Below are 15037 nucleotides of genomic sequence, written 5' to 3'. Positions count from 1 at the left end.
GCAGGTCGCCCTGAAGGGTGACCTACGCATGCGGTAAAGCTAAAAGGAGCAGTTCACACGGAGACACAAAGATCACAAAGATTTTCAGCGCGATCTATTGATCGACGAGATCACCCGCGCGGCGATCGGCCCAACGCATCCAATGATCTGTTTTCCTTTGTGTCTCTGTGTGAGCAATTGCCGGATTTAGGGTAAAACGCAGTTACGCTCTACCACGCACCGGTACCATTCGGCAGTCAGCGGGCACCTGCTATAGATGCAGCAAGGTCGGACCAAACCACCCCAGCAAACCGAAGCCGGCGCCGATGAGACCCAGGCCGCCGGACATCCAGGCCAGGAGCATGGCCCCGGTCACGACTGCCGCGGATGATAAAACGATGGCCAATTGCAGCGCAGCGGCACCATACTCAAACATATGGTAGGCAGCCAGCGCCTTATCGCGTTTTTGCTCCGCGATTTTAGCCTTTTGCGACAGTTCCTTGCGACCTTCACCGGTCTCGGGCTCCGAGTCATAACGGGCCGCGGTGGCCTTCCATTTCTGGATTTGCTTATCGACCGCTTGGGCCTGCTCCGAGCCGGCCGGGAACGGACTGAGTGCCAGCCCATCGGCCTGCGCCTGCATGACGGTCATCCGAATCGACTTGGCCTGAAAGAAGCTCCACAGATTGGCCGCTTCGATGTTGGCGATCACCGAGCTATTCTGGGCACTCTTGCCGGCCGTTTCGGTGATGGCCAGCAAGGCCGCCAGCAAGCTGATGAGCACGGCAATGTGTTTGGTGCTGGCGGTCGGACCGCCATGTTCCGCATGATGGCCGTGACCATGACCGGCCTCGTGAATCTTTTCGTGGGTTTCCAGAACTTCCATTGCGTTCGCCTGTCGCTAAGTGAGTGAGAGATGGCCCCTCAAGATGGGGTCTGGGCCGCCGCATACAATAGGGCACCCGGCGCCAACTATGATCGCCGAGGCCGGCCGCCGCCCCCACTTCAGCCCCCCTCACTCGGCACTGGAGCCGGCGGCGTCCGACCGCTACCGGGCGAGCGCAGCCCCGCCCAAAGCAGCGTGTGCAGATCATAGAGCCCATCGCGATGGGACACCAGTGCACGCTTTTCGGACGCCTTAAGCGTATGCACACCGTCGTCCTGGAGCTGAAAGATCAGGCCCTCCAGGTAGTGACGGCGGCGACGGTTGGGCATCTCATCCGGCAAGAGCGAGGTGTGCAAGGAATAGGCACAGGGATCGACCACCGCCTGATACCACAGATCGCCCCCGGTGGCCGAATGGCAGACCGGCGCTTCGGCGGCCGCCAGGTTCTCCTCCAGCAATTGCAGCACCCGTGGCTGCGTCGTCTCCTCCGGGGTCAGGAAGATGCCAGCGCGGCGGGCGAACTGACCGAGCCATACCCGACTGGTGAGCATCGACACCGGGATCGCAAGTGCCAGACCCGCGAGCACGGGCGTGAACCACCAGAAGAACGCCGGCACGTAGCGATAGCTGAGAAACCCGACCACCACGGCGATCAGGGTGTGTGTGAGATGGGTGCCGAACGCCTCCGCGAATCCGGTCTGGTGGTCACCGCGTTGCTGGGCCGGCCAACCGACGTTCTGGCGCAACAGGATGGCGGCCACGAATTTGCTTTGGAACAGCATCAGCACCGGGGCCAGCAGCACCGAGAACAGGCTCTCCAGCAGGACACTGAAGGACGCACGCAACAGGCCGCCGAATTGCGGACGCAGGTTGCGCTTGGCGGCCAGCAGGACCAGGGCCAGGAGCTTGGGCAGGAAGAGCATGGCGAGCGTGACCCACAAGACGGTGGTCATCTCCACCGTAAAGGTCTCGGGCCAGACCGGCAGAAAGTTGTCGCCGAAGAAATAGACGGGGTGCGCCAGACTCTGGAAATAGGCGGCAATACCGGTGACCACCAGAAAGATCAGCCATAGGGGGGACGCCATATAGGACATCACGCCCATGGCAAAATGAAGCCGATTGATGGGCTTGAACCCCCGCGCCAAGACCAGGCGCGAGTGCTGGAGGTTGCCCTGACACCAACGGCGGTCACGCTTGGCATAGTCGATCAGGGTGGGCGGGATCTCTTCATAGCTGCCACCCAAGTCATAGGCCAGCCAGACGCCCCAACCGGCACGGCGCAACAGGGCCGCCTCCACGAAGTCATGACTCAGGATGTCGCCGCCAAATGGCTCACGGCCCGGCAGTTTGGGTAGTCCGCAATGCGCCGTGAAGGGCTTGATCCGGATGATGGCATTATGGCCCCAGAAATTGCTGGTACCGAGTTGCCAATAAGACAGCCCCGCCGTGAACATCCGCCCGTAGAGGCTGCCGGCGAATTGGATCATCCGCGCGAAGAACGAGGCGCGGTTCACCGGTACCGGGGGCACCTGGATCAGGGCCACGCCAGGGTTGCGCTCCATTCGCGCGACCATCTCCACCAGCGTTTCCCCGGACATGATGCTGTCGGCATCAAGCACGATCATGTAGCGGTAGCGCCCGCCCCAGTGGCGGCAGAAATCCTCGATATTGCCACTCTTGCGGCTGGTGTTCTCCACCCGGTTGCGGTAGAAAATCCGTGCCGGCGCACCGAGTTCCAGCGCCCAACGGCGCCACAGCAGTTCTTCCTGCACCCAGATGTCCGGATCACGGGTGTCGCTCACCACGAAGACCTCAAAACCCTCGTGCTGGCCGGTTTCCACCAGTGACTGCCAGACGGCCCGCAGCCCGGCGAAGACCCGCACCGGGTCCTCGTTGTAGACCGGCATCACAAGCGCGGTCTTGAACGGACCGCTGGGTGCGTCCTTGGCCGCGCCGCGCGTATCCGCGGTGGCGATGGCATAGCGGTCACGCCCGGTCAGGAGGATGGCGAACCCGATGGTGGCGGTCCAGAAGGAGGCACTGATCCAGAGGGTCAGGATCGCATACAGGATGAGCATGACGAGCTCGAGCGGCTGGGTCCCCCCATCCTGGAAGGCCACGCTCAACAGGCTCAGCGCACCGAGCGTGGTGAGCAGCACGAGCGAGAAAAAGAGGATGCGGCGTAACTGATGCCCGCGCACTCCCGTCAGGGCTTCACTGCTCATTGCGGGTGTCCCCGGTGCGGATGGGCGGGCGGGGCATCGGCCGGCAACAAGCCGAGCAGGTGCCGCAGGGCCGCAGCGATGGCATGACCCACGCGGCGCCAGAACAGATCGATCGTGTTCGGCACCATGGGCAAGGGTGCGTAGTCGGGAATCGCCCGGACGCCGGCGGCCTGGATCGCCGCGGCGCGCGACTCCCCGGAGACCCCGGCAAAACGCGCCGCCCAATGCGGCACCGCACCGCTCAAGACGGCCGCGCGGGCCGTGAACAGGGCGTCGCGATCCCCCTCGATCCCCAACTCCGCGCACAGCCAGGCATCAAGCAGGGCATAGGTCTCCTCAATGGCGGCCTCCACCGGGTCTTCCAGCGTCGTGGTGGCGGCGCGCGTCTCCAGGCGCTGGCGAATGCGCGCGGCCAACCGCTCCAGGTGCAGCGGGTCCTCGACCCCGAGGGCGCGCAGATAGTCGGTCACCCGCCCGGCCACGCCCTCCCACAGCTCGCCGCCGGTCGCGGACGCCGCCCCCATCACTCGCGAATCCATTGGAAGCTCCAGGTCTCACTCAACACATCGTTACCGTTGCGCAAATAGGCGCGCAGGTCCACCGGGCCAGTCCCCTCGGGGGTCAGTTCAAAAAAGAGGCGCCAACCCTTGGTCTCCGGATTGGGCTGAACGACGGCCTTGGACAAGGTCCCGGAGGATGCGGTGACCGCGGCCTCCACCGGCGTATCGGTGGGCAGACCGGCCAGGTTCGGACCCCCAAAATCGACCACAAACTTGCGCTTGCTGGAGTCCAGCGCGGCCGTGCCGGCGCCGCCGATACGCGTCGACAGGGTCCGCCCGCCGGTCAATTTCGCCTCCGGATCGGCCGCCAGGCGCAGGCGATAGTTATACTCGAACGGCTTGCCGACCGCCGGTGCACGCTCCGGCACCCAGAAGGCGGCGATGTTGTCATAACGCTCAGAGTCGCTCGGGATCTCCACCACCTCAACCACGCCCTTGCCCCAGTCGCCGAGCGGCTCCACCAGCGCACTCGGCCGCTTCTGGTACTGGGCCTCCAAGTCCTGATAGCTGGTGAAGTCGCGGTCGCGTTGCAGCACCCCGAAGGCGCGCGGGCTGTCGGCATGGAAGTCACTGATGCGCAATCCCTTCGGATTGACCAAGGGACGCCAGATGCGCTCGCCGGTGCCGGTCTCGATGAGCAACCCGTCGGAGTCATGGACCTCCGGACGGAAATCGTCCATAAAGCGATCCGTGTCCTCGGCATGAAAGAACATGCTGGTCAGGGGGGCCAGGCCGAGCTTCTTGACCCGCTCCCGGAAGAACAGTTGCGCCTTCACATCAATGACCGTCTCCAGCCCCGGGGTGATCAGAAACCGATAGGCGCCGGCCACGCTGGGACTGTCCAACAAGGCGTAGATGGTGATGGAGGTGGCATCCCGGTCCGGCTTCTCCAGCCAGAACTCCCGGAAGATCGGGAACTCCTCCTTGCTTTTCAGGCCAGTATCGATGGCCAAGCCGCGCGCGCTGATCCCATAGTTCAGACCCTGGGGCACCGCGCGAAAATAACTCGCGCCCAGAAAGACCGCCAACTCATCGAAGACATCGTCGCGATTGAGCGGGTAGAGCAACCGCAGCCCGGCGAATCCCAGGTCCTCCGGAGTATCCGCCAGGTCTGCCGGGACATCGTTCTTGCCATAGTTATAGAGGCTGCTCTTAAAGGGCACTGGCACGGCCTTCCCGCCCTCGATCAGGTTGATCATGACCCGGTCCTTGTGCAGGAACCCGCGCGGGAAGAGCTCGACATTGAACGGCAGTGAGTCAGCCCGCCAGATGGCCTGATCGCGGCGAAAACGGATATCGCGGTACTGGTCATAGTCCAGACCGGCAAAAAACGCCGGCAGCGCGGCCTGATCCGGCTGATAGGGCGAGGCCGCCAGTTCGCCGGCGCGGCGCACCACGGAGGCAAAGGTGAAGTGACCGGGCACACCCTGCTCCGCGCCGCGGGCAGAGGGTCCGGCCTCGGCCACTTTCCAGGCGTCGGGCGCGAGCGCGGCAACGGTCAGCGAGATGGCCGCGCAGAGGGGGAGGAGTCCGAAACGTCTCGGGATCATGGTAGAGAATCACCTGCTATTCAGGATTGCGCAAAGGGAATTAGGGTGGTTAAGGGTCGGGGCGCGCACGGGCCGCCGCGGGCTGGGCGGGCCTACACCGGACACGGCGAACCTTCACGCGCCACCAAAGCGCCCTGCCGAAAAGCGGATTGTAGGGCAGTGCCTAGGGTTCGCGCACGGTTCTTTAAGAGGCGATTTACAAAATTGCCGCCGCAAGACCGCGCTCTTTGCTGCGTCCACCGGCTGAAAACTCTGGTTGTGGGCCGACACTCGGGTTAAGCTGGAAGGCTATCTGGTCACTGGGGGGGATCCGTCCCCCCGCAAAAACGACCGTTATCTGTCACGCCGCGACTGCGGCGGGCGTCACGCCACACGTGGGTGTGGCGCCCCCGGGAAGGGATCGCACGACGGACCCATCATACAGAGGATGTTCAGGACTTTCCCTAACCCCTGCCGACCGGGAGTTGGCCGGTGCGAGTCAGCTTCAGGCCGGCACCCGCTGATCATCAACATGTCACCGCAAGCCCCCTCTATGCCCCCGGATCATCAGGATCGCCCGCCCCCTACCGCCGACGCGGACAGATTGCGAGATGGCGCGGCCGCCGCGCCAACGTTTTCGGAGGCCGACCAGGCCCTGCTCCAGGCCAATGCCCGACTGCTCGAGGCACAGCGCCTCGCGCGCCTCGGTGACTGGCGCTTGGAGATCGGCAGCGGCAGACTCCATTGGTCGCCCCAGGTCTATGCCATCCTCGGACTGGACCCCAGCCAGGCGCCCCCGGCGCCGGAGGCCGATCCCGACCTGATCCACCCCGACGATCGGCCGGTTTACGCGGCGGATATCGCCCGCGCCCTGACCGACGCGACCCCCTACGCGCACGAACTGCGCATCCTGCGCCCCGACGGGACGACCTGCCAGGTCCAGGCCCTGGGCCATGTGGAATGCGACACGGCGGGCCGACCGGCCACCCTCTATGGCACGCTCCAGGACATCACCGACCGCAGGCAGGCACAGCAGCGCCTGGACTTCCTCGCTCACCACGACGTTCTGACTGGACTGCCCAACCGCGTCCTGCTGGAAGACCGCCTCGCCCATGCCATCCGCCGCACGCACCGCGAGGGCGGACGCCTCGCCCTGCTGTTCATCGACCTGGACGGGTTCAAGGAGGTCAACGATACCCTGGGCCATGCCCTGGGTGACCGCGTGCTGACGGCGGCGGGCGCGCGCCTGGCCGAGCGCCTGCGCGCCGCCGATACCCTGGCCAGACACGGCGGGGACGAGTTCCTGGTCCTCCTGGATGGCGAGACGGACGCCGCGGGAGCGGCAACCGCGGCGCAGTCCTGCCTGCAAGAGCTGACCACACCGCTCGCCATCGACGGCAACGTGATCCATCTCTCGGCCAGTATCGGCATTGCCCTCTACCCCGCCGACGGGACCGACGCGGAAACCCTGCTACAGAGCGCCGATCTGGCCATGTACCGGGCCAAACAGCGAGGGCGCGGTCACTACCAATTCCACGCCCCGGAGATGACCGCGGCCACCCAGGAACAGCACCTGTTGGAGACCGCGTTACGCGGTGCCCTGGCCCGCGGCGAACTGGCGGTGCACTATCAGCCCCAGATCGATCTCACCGACGGCGGCGTCTGCGGGGTCGAGGCCCTGGTGCGCTGGACCCATCCGGAGCTGGGCGTCATCGCACCCGCGCGCGTCATCGCGGTCGCCGAACGACTCGGGCTGATCAGCGACCTGGGCGACTGGATCCTGTGCACGGCGTGCCGCCAGTTGGCCGCCTGGCACGCGGGCGGGCTGCGCATCCCGCGGATCGCCGTCAATGTCTCCGGGCAGCAGCTGGAGCGGGCCACCCTGTTGCCGACGGTACGCCACGTCCTGGAGGAGACCGGGTTGGCCCCCGGGGACCTGGATCTCGAGGTCACCGAGTCGGTCATCATGGGTCACAACCCGCGCGTGATCACGGCCCTGAGCGACCTGCGCGCGCTGGGCGTGCGCCTGACGGTGGACGATTTCGGCACCGGTTCCAGCGCGCTGGGCCGGATCAATCGCCTCCCCATCGATCGCCTCAAGGTCCATGGCTCCTTTATCCGCGAGATCGGCCGCGGCCCCCGTGAGGAGGCGATCATCCGCGCCCTCATTGGTTTGGGTCGAGACCTGGGGCTGGAGGTGCTGGCCATGGGGGTGGAGCGCGAGGTCCAGTCCCAGGTCCTGGAGGCGGTCGGCTGTCGGTTCGCCCAGGGTTATCTGCTGTGTCCGCCCATGGACGCCGCACCGCTGGGGGAGCTCCTGGCCCACTGGGCAGGGCTAGAGCAGTGAGCGCAACGCACCGCGGCAATCATCTGAAAGGTCACCACCATGCTTGAACTACCCCGTCTCTCCCGAGTCTCCGCCATGCTGATCGCCGCAGTTGCTGCCTTTGGTTGCTCCAACCCCCGCGAAGACGTGCGCCTCACCCTGTGCAAAGACATGGTCACAGTGGAGCTCGGCATGGAGCCGTCCTGGCAGGGCAGCCAGACCCAGACCCAGGGCCGCGAGGGCGCGGTGGTCACGGTGCACTTTGCGGGCGCCAGCGGCGACCAGCAGGCGGCCTGCTATTACAAATACGACGCGGTCGAGGATACGGCGCTGACGCTGGCCAACCCGATCGAGGCATATTCCACCTCCCCGTCGAAGATGGTCCTCAACGGGCGTACCCTCACCGGCGCGGAACTGGCGCAGGTGGTGAAGCGGGCGATGCAGAAACAGGGGCGTGCGTTCGTCGACCGGGCACGGGAGACGCTCAGGGGCCAGTAGCGGGCGGGCAACGCCATGATCCGCGATGACCGCCGCCACCCCGCCCAATGGGCGACCTGACTGGCGATGCTACTCCACCAACCCCTTGATGCGCCGCACTGCCTGCTCGGCGCCCTCCTGTATGGCAGCGCGGATCAGCGGCTCGAAGGGGCGCAGCAGCAGCCCCAGGGGCTTCAACTCGCAGGCAAAGTTCAGCAGGGTATGCGGCGCGGCCTGCAGCGCCCGGTCAGCGGTCCCGCCAACCGGCTCGAACGCGTAGCGGATGCGATACCGCTGCTTGCCGAGCTCCTCGAACGCCAGGTGCTGCAGCGGCTCCAGGGCGATGACGTGAAAGGTAGTGTCCGTACGCCGGCCATGATCCACGCGCACCTGGCGCGCCGCGCTGCCCAGTCGGATGGGTCCGGGGTCGAGTACCTCCAGGTGTTCGATCTCCGGCGACCAACGCCGGTAGTTGGCAAAGAAATCCAGGACGACGAAGGCGAACACCGGCTCGACGGGTCGCTCGATCAGGATGCTGGCATGGGCGCTGATCACTGTGCAGGGGCTCAAATCAGATGGATTCAGCCCCGAGACTACCAGCCCCGGGGCCCCGACGAAAGTCCGGCCGTCAACTTGGGCCATGCCCGGCGGTTGACAATGGCCCGCAGGGCGCTAGCATGCGCGGCTATTCACACGGGGGCGACCGCCCCGCCATGGGTGACGTCGGGAGCCAAGCCCGGTGACTCCCGCACCAGGACCGACCCATGCCCGAGACCCCTGCCCTGCCCCGCCACGACTGGACGATCGACGCCGTCGTGGCCCTGCTGGACCTGCCGTTCAACGACCTGCTGCTCCAGGCGCAGACGACCCACCGCGCACACTTCGCAGCCAACCGGGTTCAGGTCAGCACCCTCTTGAGCATCAAGACCGGGGCCTGCCCGGAGGATTGCGGCTACTGCTCCCAAAGCGCACGACATGAGACGGAACTGGCACCGGAACCGCTGCTGCCGCTGGCGACCGTCGTCGACGCCGCCACCGCCGCCAAGGCCCAGGGCGCCACCCGCTTCTGCATGGGCGCGGCCTGGCGCAACCCGACCGACAAGAACCTGGAGCAGGTGATCGCGATGGTCGCGGCGGTCCACGCTCTGGGGCTGGAGACCTGCGTGACCCTGGGGATGCTGACCGCGGCCCAGGCCCTGCGGCTCAAGGCGGCCGGGCTCGACTATTACAACCACAATCTCGACACCTCACCCGAGTTCTACGGCCAGGTCATCAGCACCCGCACCTATCAGGATCGGCTGGCGACCCTGGAGCATGTGCGCGCGGCCGGGCTCAAGACCTGCAGCGGGGGCATCCTGGGGATGGGCGAGTCGCGCCGTGACCGCGCCTCACTGCTGTGCCAACTCGCCAACCTGCCGGCCCACCCCGAGTCAGTCCCCATCAACCTGCTGGTGCAGGTGGAGGGCACACCGCTCTTCGGCACGGCGTCACTGGACCCGCTGGAGTTCGTCCGCACCGTGGCCACGGCCCGTTGTCTGATGCCGCACTCCTATGTCCGACTCTCCGCCGGGCGCGAACAGATGAGCGACGAACTCCAGGCACTGTGCTATTTCGCGGGGGCCAATTCGGTCTTCTACGGCGAGCAACTGCTCACCACCCCCAACGCCGGGGCAGAGCGCGACCGGGCACTGTTCGACCGCCTGGGGCTCGCCTTCGAGGCGTTCGAGCCGGAACGTGAGGCCCCGGGGGCCTGCCATCGGACCCAGACCGCGGGCGATCAACCGGCACCTTGATGACTCCGAACGACCTGAGCGCGGAACTGGAGCGCCGCCGCGCCGCCGGTCTGTATCGGCGCCGCCGTGTCCAGGACGGCCCGCAGCAGCCCCAGGGCCGCACCGACGGCCGGCCCATGCTCAACTTCGGCAGCAATGACTATCTGGGCCTCGCCAACCACCCACAGGTGATCACCGCCCTGCAACAGGGGGCGGCCCGCTGGGGTGTGGGCAGCGGCTCCGCCCATCTGGTGAACGGCCACAGTGCCGCCCACCAGGCGCTGGAGGAAGAACTGGCGGAGTTTACCGGGCAGCCGCGCGCGCTCCTGTTCTCCACCGGCTATATGGCCAACCTGGGGGTCATCTCGGCGCTCGCCGGGCGCGGCGACACGGTGTTTGAAGACCGCCTGAACCATGCCTCGCTGCTCGACGCCGCCGTACTCTCGCGCGCCACCCTGCGCCGCTATCCCCACGCCGATGCCGCCGAGCTTGCCCATCTGCTGGATGCCGACCGTCGTCATCCCGGCCGGGACGCCGGGACCCAGGCCATGGACGGTAACCCACCGACCCGCGATGCAGCGCAGAATGACGGGGCACCCCACCCCAATGCCCCGTGCCTGATCGCCACCGACGGTGTCTTCAGCATGGACGGCGACCTGGCCCCCCTACCCGCCCTGGCACTGATCGCGCGGCAGACCGGCGCCTGGCTCCTGGTGGACGACGCCCATGGCCTGGGTGTCCTGGGCCGGGAGGGCCGCGGCAGCCTGGACCACTTTGGTTTACTGGGGGCGCCGGCCGACGGGCTGATCCTGATGGGCACCCTGGGCAAGGCATTCGGCACCTTCGGCGCCTTCGTCGCGGGCTCTGATGCACTAATCGAGACCCTCATCCAGCGCGCCCGCCCCTATATCTACACCACCGCCACCCCGCCGGCCCTGGCCGAGGCCACCCGGGTGAGCCTCGCACTGGCGCGCCGGGAGGAGTGGCGGCGGGAACACCTCAAGACCCTCATCGGGCGCTTTCGTGCCGGTGCCGCGCAACTCGGCCTGCCGCTCGCGGACTCACCGACCCCCATCCAACCGCTGACGGCCGGCAGCAGCGAGCATGCACTCGCCTGGAGCCGCACATTGGAGTCAGCCGGCATCCTGGTCACCGCCATCCGCCCGCCCACAGTCCCAGCGGGAACCGCCCGGCTGCGCATTACCCTGAGCGCCGCCCACACGCAAGCGGACGTGGAGCTGCTGCTCTCCGCCCTGGCCACCCTACCCCGAGTCCAAGACCAATGAACGAACCCCACAATACCCTGGCCGACCTGCTCGGTCTCGATGAGGACAGCGGCGCTGACCTGGTCCTGCTCCACGGCTGGGGCATGAACTCCGCCGTCTGGGACGGACTGCCCGCGGACCTGGCGCCGGGGTTCACCCAGCACCGCATCGAGCTGCCCGGTCATGGCGAAAGCCCCTTCCCGCCCACCCTGGGTCCAGGTCCGGGCGCCCTGTGGCGCTGGGCGGATGCCTGCCTGGCCGCCGCGCCGCCACGGGCGGTTTGGCTCGGCTGGTCCCTGGGTGGCTTGGTCGCGCTGGCCGCGGCCCTGCGCGCGCCCAAACGGGTGCGCGGGCTGATCCTGATGACCGCCACCCCGCGTTTCGTTCGCGCCGAGGACTGGACCCCGGCCATGCCCGAGGCGACCCTGGATGAGTTTCACGACGGTCTGTTGGCGGACCCGGCCGGGACGCTGGCCCGCTTCCTGGCGCTCCAGGTCCGTGGCGACGATCGTGCCCGGGAGGTGCTGCGCACCCTGCGCCGGGAACTCGCCCTGCGGCCCGAACCCAACCCCGCAGCGCTGACCCTGGGGCTGGAGCTGCTGCGCGATGAGGACCTGCGCGGCCCCCTGCCGGACATCCGCTGCCCCGCACTCTGGCTCTTTGGCAGCCACGACACCCTGGTCCCACCGGCCGTCGGCGAACGGGTCGAGTGCCTGATGGCGCGGGCGCAGACCCAGGTCATCGCCGGCGCCGCCCACGCACCCTTCGTGTCCCACCCGCAGGAGACCGCGGCCGCCGTCCGCTCATTCCTGGCCGGGCTGGATCAGCCGCCCGCGCCGGACACGAATGAACACGAAGCAGCCCGTTCTTGGGTGATCGGTAGAATCGACATGCCGCCGGCGGATTCAGGACGGGGTGGCCCCGCTCCGGTGGCATGAACCAGCCATTGATCGACAAGCAGCGCGCCCGCCGCGCCTTCGAGCGCGCCGCCCCGGGCTATGACGCGGCGGCCCTGCTGCAACGCGAGATCGCTGACCGGCTCTTGGAGCGACTGGACTATGTGCGCCTGGAACCCCAGCGCATCCTGGACCTGGGCGCCGGCACCGGTTACGCGGTCGATGCACTCCAACGGCGTTACCGCAAGGCACGGGTGATTGCGCTCGACTTTGCCCACCCCATGCTGCTGCAGGCACGCCGCCGCGGCCGCTGGTGGCGCCGCCCACTGTGCCTGTGCGCGCAGGCCGAGCAACTGCCGCTGGCCGACGGCGCCGTGGATCTGATCGTCTCCAACGCCACCTTCCAATGGTGCAACGACCTGGGCCTGGCCTTCACTGAGTGCCTGCGGGTCCTGCGACCCGGCGGACTACTGATGTTCACTACCTTCGGCCCGGACACCCTCAAGGAGCTGCGCCTGGCCTGGTCCACGGTGGACGGCTACAGCCACGTCAGCCCCTTCCCGGACATGCACGACGTGGGGGATGCACTGGTGCGGGCGCGCTTCGCCGATCCGGTCATGGACATGGAGCGTCTGACCGTCACCTATACACAACTCGCGGAGCTGATGGCCGACCTCAAGGGCATCGGCGCCCACAACGCGACCGGGCAGCGCCCCCGCGGACTCACCGGCCGACGCCGGCTCGCGGCCGTTGCGGCTGCCTATGAACTGGAACGCCAGGCAGACGGGCGCCTGCCCGCCAGTTATGAGGTGGTCTATGGACACGCCTGGGCGCCGGCACAGAAGCCGGTAGCCGGGGGAATCGGGGTGCCGATCAGCGCCATCGGTCATGTCAGGCGACCGGGAGTCACGGCATGAGCGGTGTTTTCATCACCGGCACCGATACGGACTGCGGCAAGACCCTGGTCAGCCTGGGACTGATGGCCGCCTGGCAGGCGCGCGGTGAGCGGGTGCTGGGCATGAAGCCGGTCGCCTCCGGGTGCGACTTGAGCCCCAGCGGCCTATGCAATGCCGACGCACTGCGCCTCCTGGCCAAGGGCAGCCACGCGGCGCCCTATGAGTTGATCAATCCCTACGCCTTCGCGCCGCCCATCGCCCCGCACATCGCCGCGCGCCAGGCGGGCATCGAGATCGCGGCCGGGCCCATCGCCCGCGCCTACCGCGCCCTGGCCGCCGAGTGCGACCGGGTGGTGGTGGAGGGTGTCGGGGGCTGGCGCGTGCCCCTGAGCCCGCGGCTCTCAGTCAGCGACCTCCCGGGCATACTCGACCTCCCGGTCATCCTGGTGGTCGGTCTCAAGCTCGGGTGCATCAATCACGCACTGCTCACCGCCGAGTCCATCCGCGCCCGCGGCTGCACCCTCGCCGGCTGGGTCGGTAACGGCGTCGACCCGCGGATGCAGGCGGGAGAGGAGAACCTCGCGACCCTGGGCGAACTGATCGAGGCGCCCTGCCTGGGCGTCATACCGTGGCTTGAGCATCCCACGCCGGAGAGGCTGACTGGATTGCTGAATCCGTTCGTTTAGCAGCGCGCGCAGGGGCCCATGACACCGCGGCGGGCGGCCACTCCAGGACAGATCAATCAGCCCCGTCGTGCTTGCCAGCGAACAGGGGAAAAAAGGCGCGGTCCTCCTCCAGCAGATGCCGAGCGACCACTTCCCGGACCAGGAAGTCCACCAGCAAACCGAAGTCGCAGCCCCCTTGCTCGACCTGCCCCCGGAGCTCCAGGGCGCGCGCAACCAGGTTTCGGTGTAACCCGGTATGGCGCTCCAGTTCCGGGTAGCCCCGGTTCCGCAGGATCTCCTCTTCATGGGCGAAGTGCTCCACCGTGTGGGCCAGCAGTATGCCCCAGGCTCCGCTCAGGGATTCTGGGGAAGGTTCTGCGATGGCGACTCGCAGGAGCCTATTGGCCAGTTGGAACAGTTCACGATGCTCGTCATCAATCGCTGGCTCACCACAGGCGTAGATTTCCCGCCAGATCAGATTCAGGCTGACGGTGGACTGAGCGGGCTCCTTGGCCGCACCAGCCACCACGCGGTTACGTCCCCCTTCCTTCGCTTGGTAAAGGGCATCGTCCACCCGTTTGGTCCAGGCATCCACTGTCTCTGCGCATGCCCATTCGGCCACCCCGAAGCTGGAGGTTACCCTGCCAGCTCCCGGAAAGGCGGCACTGGCGAGCAAGCCGCGCAGCTTTTCCGCCAGCTCGGCGGCCTCCCGCTCGCCGCAGTGCGGCATCAGCACCATAAACTCCTCACCACCCCAGCGCGCCAGGACATCCGCGGCCCTCAGGCTCCGACCAACCCGCCGGGTGACCTCGATCAGGACCAAGTCCCCCGTCTGGTGGCCGTACCGATCATTGATCGCCTTGAAGTGGTCGATGTCAAACAAGATCAACGATAGCGGCTCCCCGTAACGCCGTGCCTGGGCAATCGCGGCGTTCGCCGCTTGCTCGAAATGGCGGCGGTTCCACACCCCGGTGAGGGCATCCGTCGACGCGAGCGTCTGGAGTTCCTCATTGGCGGCCTGCAACGCCTGGTTTGCCGCGGCGGTAGCGACACGGGCCTGCTCCAACTCGTGTTCATTTTGCTTGCGTGCACTGATGTCACGCGTAATGCCGAGAATCTCCAGGAAGGTGCCCTGCTGGTCGTACATGCCGGTCGCGGTCATTTCGATCCAGATGAGGGAGCCATCCTTGCGTCGGTGTTCGAGCTCCACGGCGGTGAAATCGATTGGGAGTCCGGCTTGCACGCTGGCCTGCGCACGGGTGAGTCCCTCCGCGACAATGGGATAGGAGGCCGGGGTAAACATTTCCTCGAAGGACAACCGCATGAACTCCTCCGGCGGGTAACCCAGGAACCGCTCCACCGAAGGGCTGAGGTAGGTCAAGTTGCCGCCGAGCCCCATGGTCCAGATGATGTCAAGCGAGTTAGTGCCTGACAGGAAACTCGCATTTTCCAGCACCGTCTATTCGTGACGGCCGGGAAATCCTTGGTCGAGCCGTCCCGGACGACGCGCGTATCTGCAATTAATACCAAACGCGTCTGCCAAGTGAGAGCGACTCGTATT

At 66.8% G+C, this 15037-nt stretch carries 13 protein-coding genes; 7 read left to right on the top strand and 6 right to left on the bottom strand.

The genetic code is table 11. The annotated features are described in order from the left end of the window. Positions 1-250: 250 nt before the first annotated feature. The 4 genes from QZY44_RS32320 to QZY44_RS32305 form a co-directional block, all read right to left on the bottom strand. The gene (locus QZY44_RS32320) at positions 251-865 is read right to left on the bottom strand and encodes a DUF4337 domain-containing protein (RefSeq protein WP_295457338.1); all 615 of its coding nucleotides are present in this window, start codon (positions 863-865) and stop codon (positions 251-253) included. Positions 866-984: 119 nt separating this feature from the next. After that, positions 985-3090, bottom strand: coding sequence for a glucans biosynthesis glucosyltransferase MdoH (gene mdoH, locus QZY44_RS32315; protein WP_295457335.1), 2106 nt, complete (start codon positions 3088-3090; stop codon positions 985-987). After that, on the bottom strand, positions 3087-3629 hold the full coding sequence (locus QZY44_RS32310; protein WP_295457332.1) for a hypothetical protein: 543 nt from the start codon (positions 3627-3629) through the stop codon (positions 3087-3089). Before QZY44_RS32310 ends, mdoH begins: the two co-directional genes overlap by 4 nt. Continuing rightward, entirely contained in the window at positions 3614-5200 is a 1587-nt protein-coding gene (locus QZY44_RS32305) for a glucan biosynthesis protein G (protein WP_295457328.1), read from the bottom strand. The genes QZY44_RS32310 and QZY44_RS32305 overlap by 16 nt, the downstream gene beginning before the upstream one ends. A 511-nt stretch (positions 5201-5711) precedes the next feature. Between QZY44_RS32305 and QZY44_RS32300 the strand changes: the two genes are divergently transcribed. Further along, the gene (locus QZY44_RS32300) at positions 5712-7526 is read left to right on the top strand and encodes a GGDEF domain-containing phosphodiesterase (protein WP_295457325.1); all 1815 of its coding nucleotides are present in this window, start codon (positions 5712-5714) and stop codon (positions 7524-7526) included. Positions 7527-7565: 39 nt separating this feature from the next. Then, positions 7566-8003, top strand: coding sequence for a hypothetical protein (locus QZY44_RS32295; protein ID WP_295457323.1), 438 nt, complete (start codon positions 7566-7568; stop codon positions 8001-8003). Between the two features lie 69 nt (positions 8004-8072). On the opposite strand, the gene QZY44_RS32290 is transcribed toward QZY44_RS32295, so the two are convergent. After that, on the bottom strand, positions 8073-8552 hold the full coding sequence (locus QZY44_RS32290; protein WP_295457319.1) for an SRPBCC family protein: 480 nt from the start codon (positions 8550-8552) through the stop codon (positions 8073-8075). Between the two features lie 194 nt (positions 8553-8746). On the opposite strand from QZY44_RS32290, the gene bioB reads away from it, so the two are divergent. Genes bioB through bioD form a run of 5 tightly spaced genes read left to right on the top strand, consistent with a single transcriptional unit; the run spans position 8747 to position 13497 of the window. Continuing rightward, entirely contained in the window at positions 8747-9775 is a 1029-nt protein-coding gene (bioB, locus tag QZY44_RS32285; protein WP_295457316.1) for a biotin synthase BioB, read from the top strand. Continuing rightward, a complete protein-coding gene (locus QZY44_RS32280; RefSeq protein ID WP_295457313.1) occupies positions 9775-11040 on the top strand; it encodes an 8-amino-7-oxononanoate synthase in 1266 nt (421 codons plus the stop codon). Before bioB ends, QZY44_RS32280 begins: the two co-directional genes overlap by 1 nt. Next, complete coding sequence (gene bioH, locus QZY44_RS32275) at positions 11037-11957, top strand: pimeloyl-ACP methyl ester esterase BioH (RefSeq protein ID WP_295457310.1); 921 nt, start codon at positions 11037-11039, stop codon at positions 11955-11957. The genes QZY44_RS32280 and bioH overlap by 4 nt, the downstream gene beginning before the upstream one ends. Next, positions 11954-12832 carry a malonyl-ACP O-methyltransferase BioC gene (gene bioC / locus QZY44_RS32270; protein WP_295457307.1) on the top strand — a complete coding sequence of 293 codons (879 nt, stop codon included), beginning with the start codon at positions 11954-11956 and terminating at the stop codon, positions 12830-12832. The genes bioH and bioC overlap by 4 nt, the downstream gene beginning before the upstream one ends. Then, positions 12829-13497, top strand: a complete 669-nt coding sequence (bioD, locus tag QZY44_RS32265) for a dethiobiotin synthase (protein ID WP_295457304.1) — start codon at positions 12829-12831, stop codon at positions 13495-13497. The genes bioC and bioD overlap by 4 nt, the downstream gene beginning before the upstream one ends. A gap of 52 nt (positions 13498-13549) precedes the next feature. Here bioD and QZY44_RS32260 read toward each other — a convergent pair whose 3' ends face one another. After that, positions 13550-14932: a diguanylate cyclase gene (locus QZY44_RS32260; RefSeq protein ID WP_295457301.1), complete on the bottom strand. Its 1383-nt coding sequence runs from the start codon at positions 14930-14932 to the stop codon at positions 13550-13552. Positions 14933-15037: the final 105 nt, after the last annotated feature.

The sequence above is a fragment of the uncultured Thiodictyon sp. genome, assembly GCA_903837595.1.
In the GTDB taxonomy this organism is placed as follows: domain Bacteria; phylum Pseudomonadota; class Gammaproteobacteria; order Chromatiales; family Chromatiaceae; genus Thiodictyon.
This window is presented reverse-complemented; position numbering and strand designations above follow the sequence as displayed.

Bases quoted from the DNA above. Each gene is read 5' to 3' on its own strand.
- bioD (WP_295457304.1), top strand. From the start codon at position 12,829: ATGAGCGGTGTTTTCATCACCGGCACCGATACGGACTGCGGCAAGACC.
- QZY44_RS32300 (WP_295457325.1), top strand. From the start codon at position 5,712: ATGTCACCGCAAGCCCCCTCTATGCCCCCGGATCATCAGGATCGCCCG.
- QZY44_RS32305 (WP_295457328.1), bottom strand. From the start codon at position 5,200: ATGATCCCGAGACGTTTCGGACTCCTCCCCCTCTGCGCGGCCATCTCG.
- bioB (WP_295457316.1), top strand. From the start codon at position 8,747: ATGCCCGAGACCCCTGCCCTGCCCCGCCACGACTGGACGATCGACGCC.
- QZY44_RS32280 (WP_295457313.1), top strand. From the start codon at position 9,775: ATGACTCCGAACGACCTGAGCGCGGAACTGGAGCGCCGCCGCGCCGCC.
- QZY44_RS32320 (WP_295457338.1), bottom strand. From the start codon at position 865: ATGGAAGTTCTGGAAACCCACGAAAAGATTCACGAGGCCGGTCATGGT.
- QZY44_RS32310 (WP_295457332.1), bottom strand. From the start codon at position 3,629: ATGGATTCGCGAGTGATGGGGGCGGCGTCCGCGACCGGCGGCGAGCTG.
- mdoH (WP_295457335.1), bottom strand. From the start codon at position 3,090: ATGAGCAGTGAAGCCCTGACGGGAGTGCGCGGGCATCAGTTACGCCGC.
- QZY44_RS32295 (WP_295457323.1), top strand. From the start codon at position 7,566: ATGCTTGAACTACCCCGTCTCTCCCGAGTCTCCGCCATGCTGATCGCC.
- bioH (WP_295457310.1), top strand. From the start codon at position 11,037: ATGAACGAACCCCACAATACCCTGGCCGACCTGCTCGGTCTCGATGAG.
- bioC (WP_295457307.1), top strand. From the start codon at position 11,954: ATGAACCAGCCATTGATCGACAAGCAGCGCGCCCGCCGCGCCTTCGAG.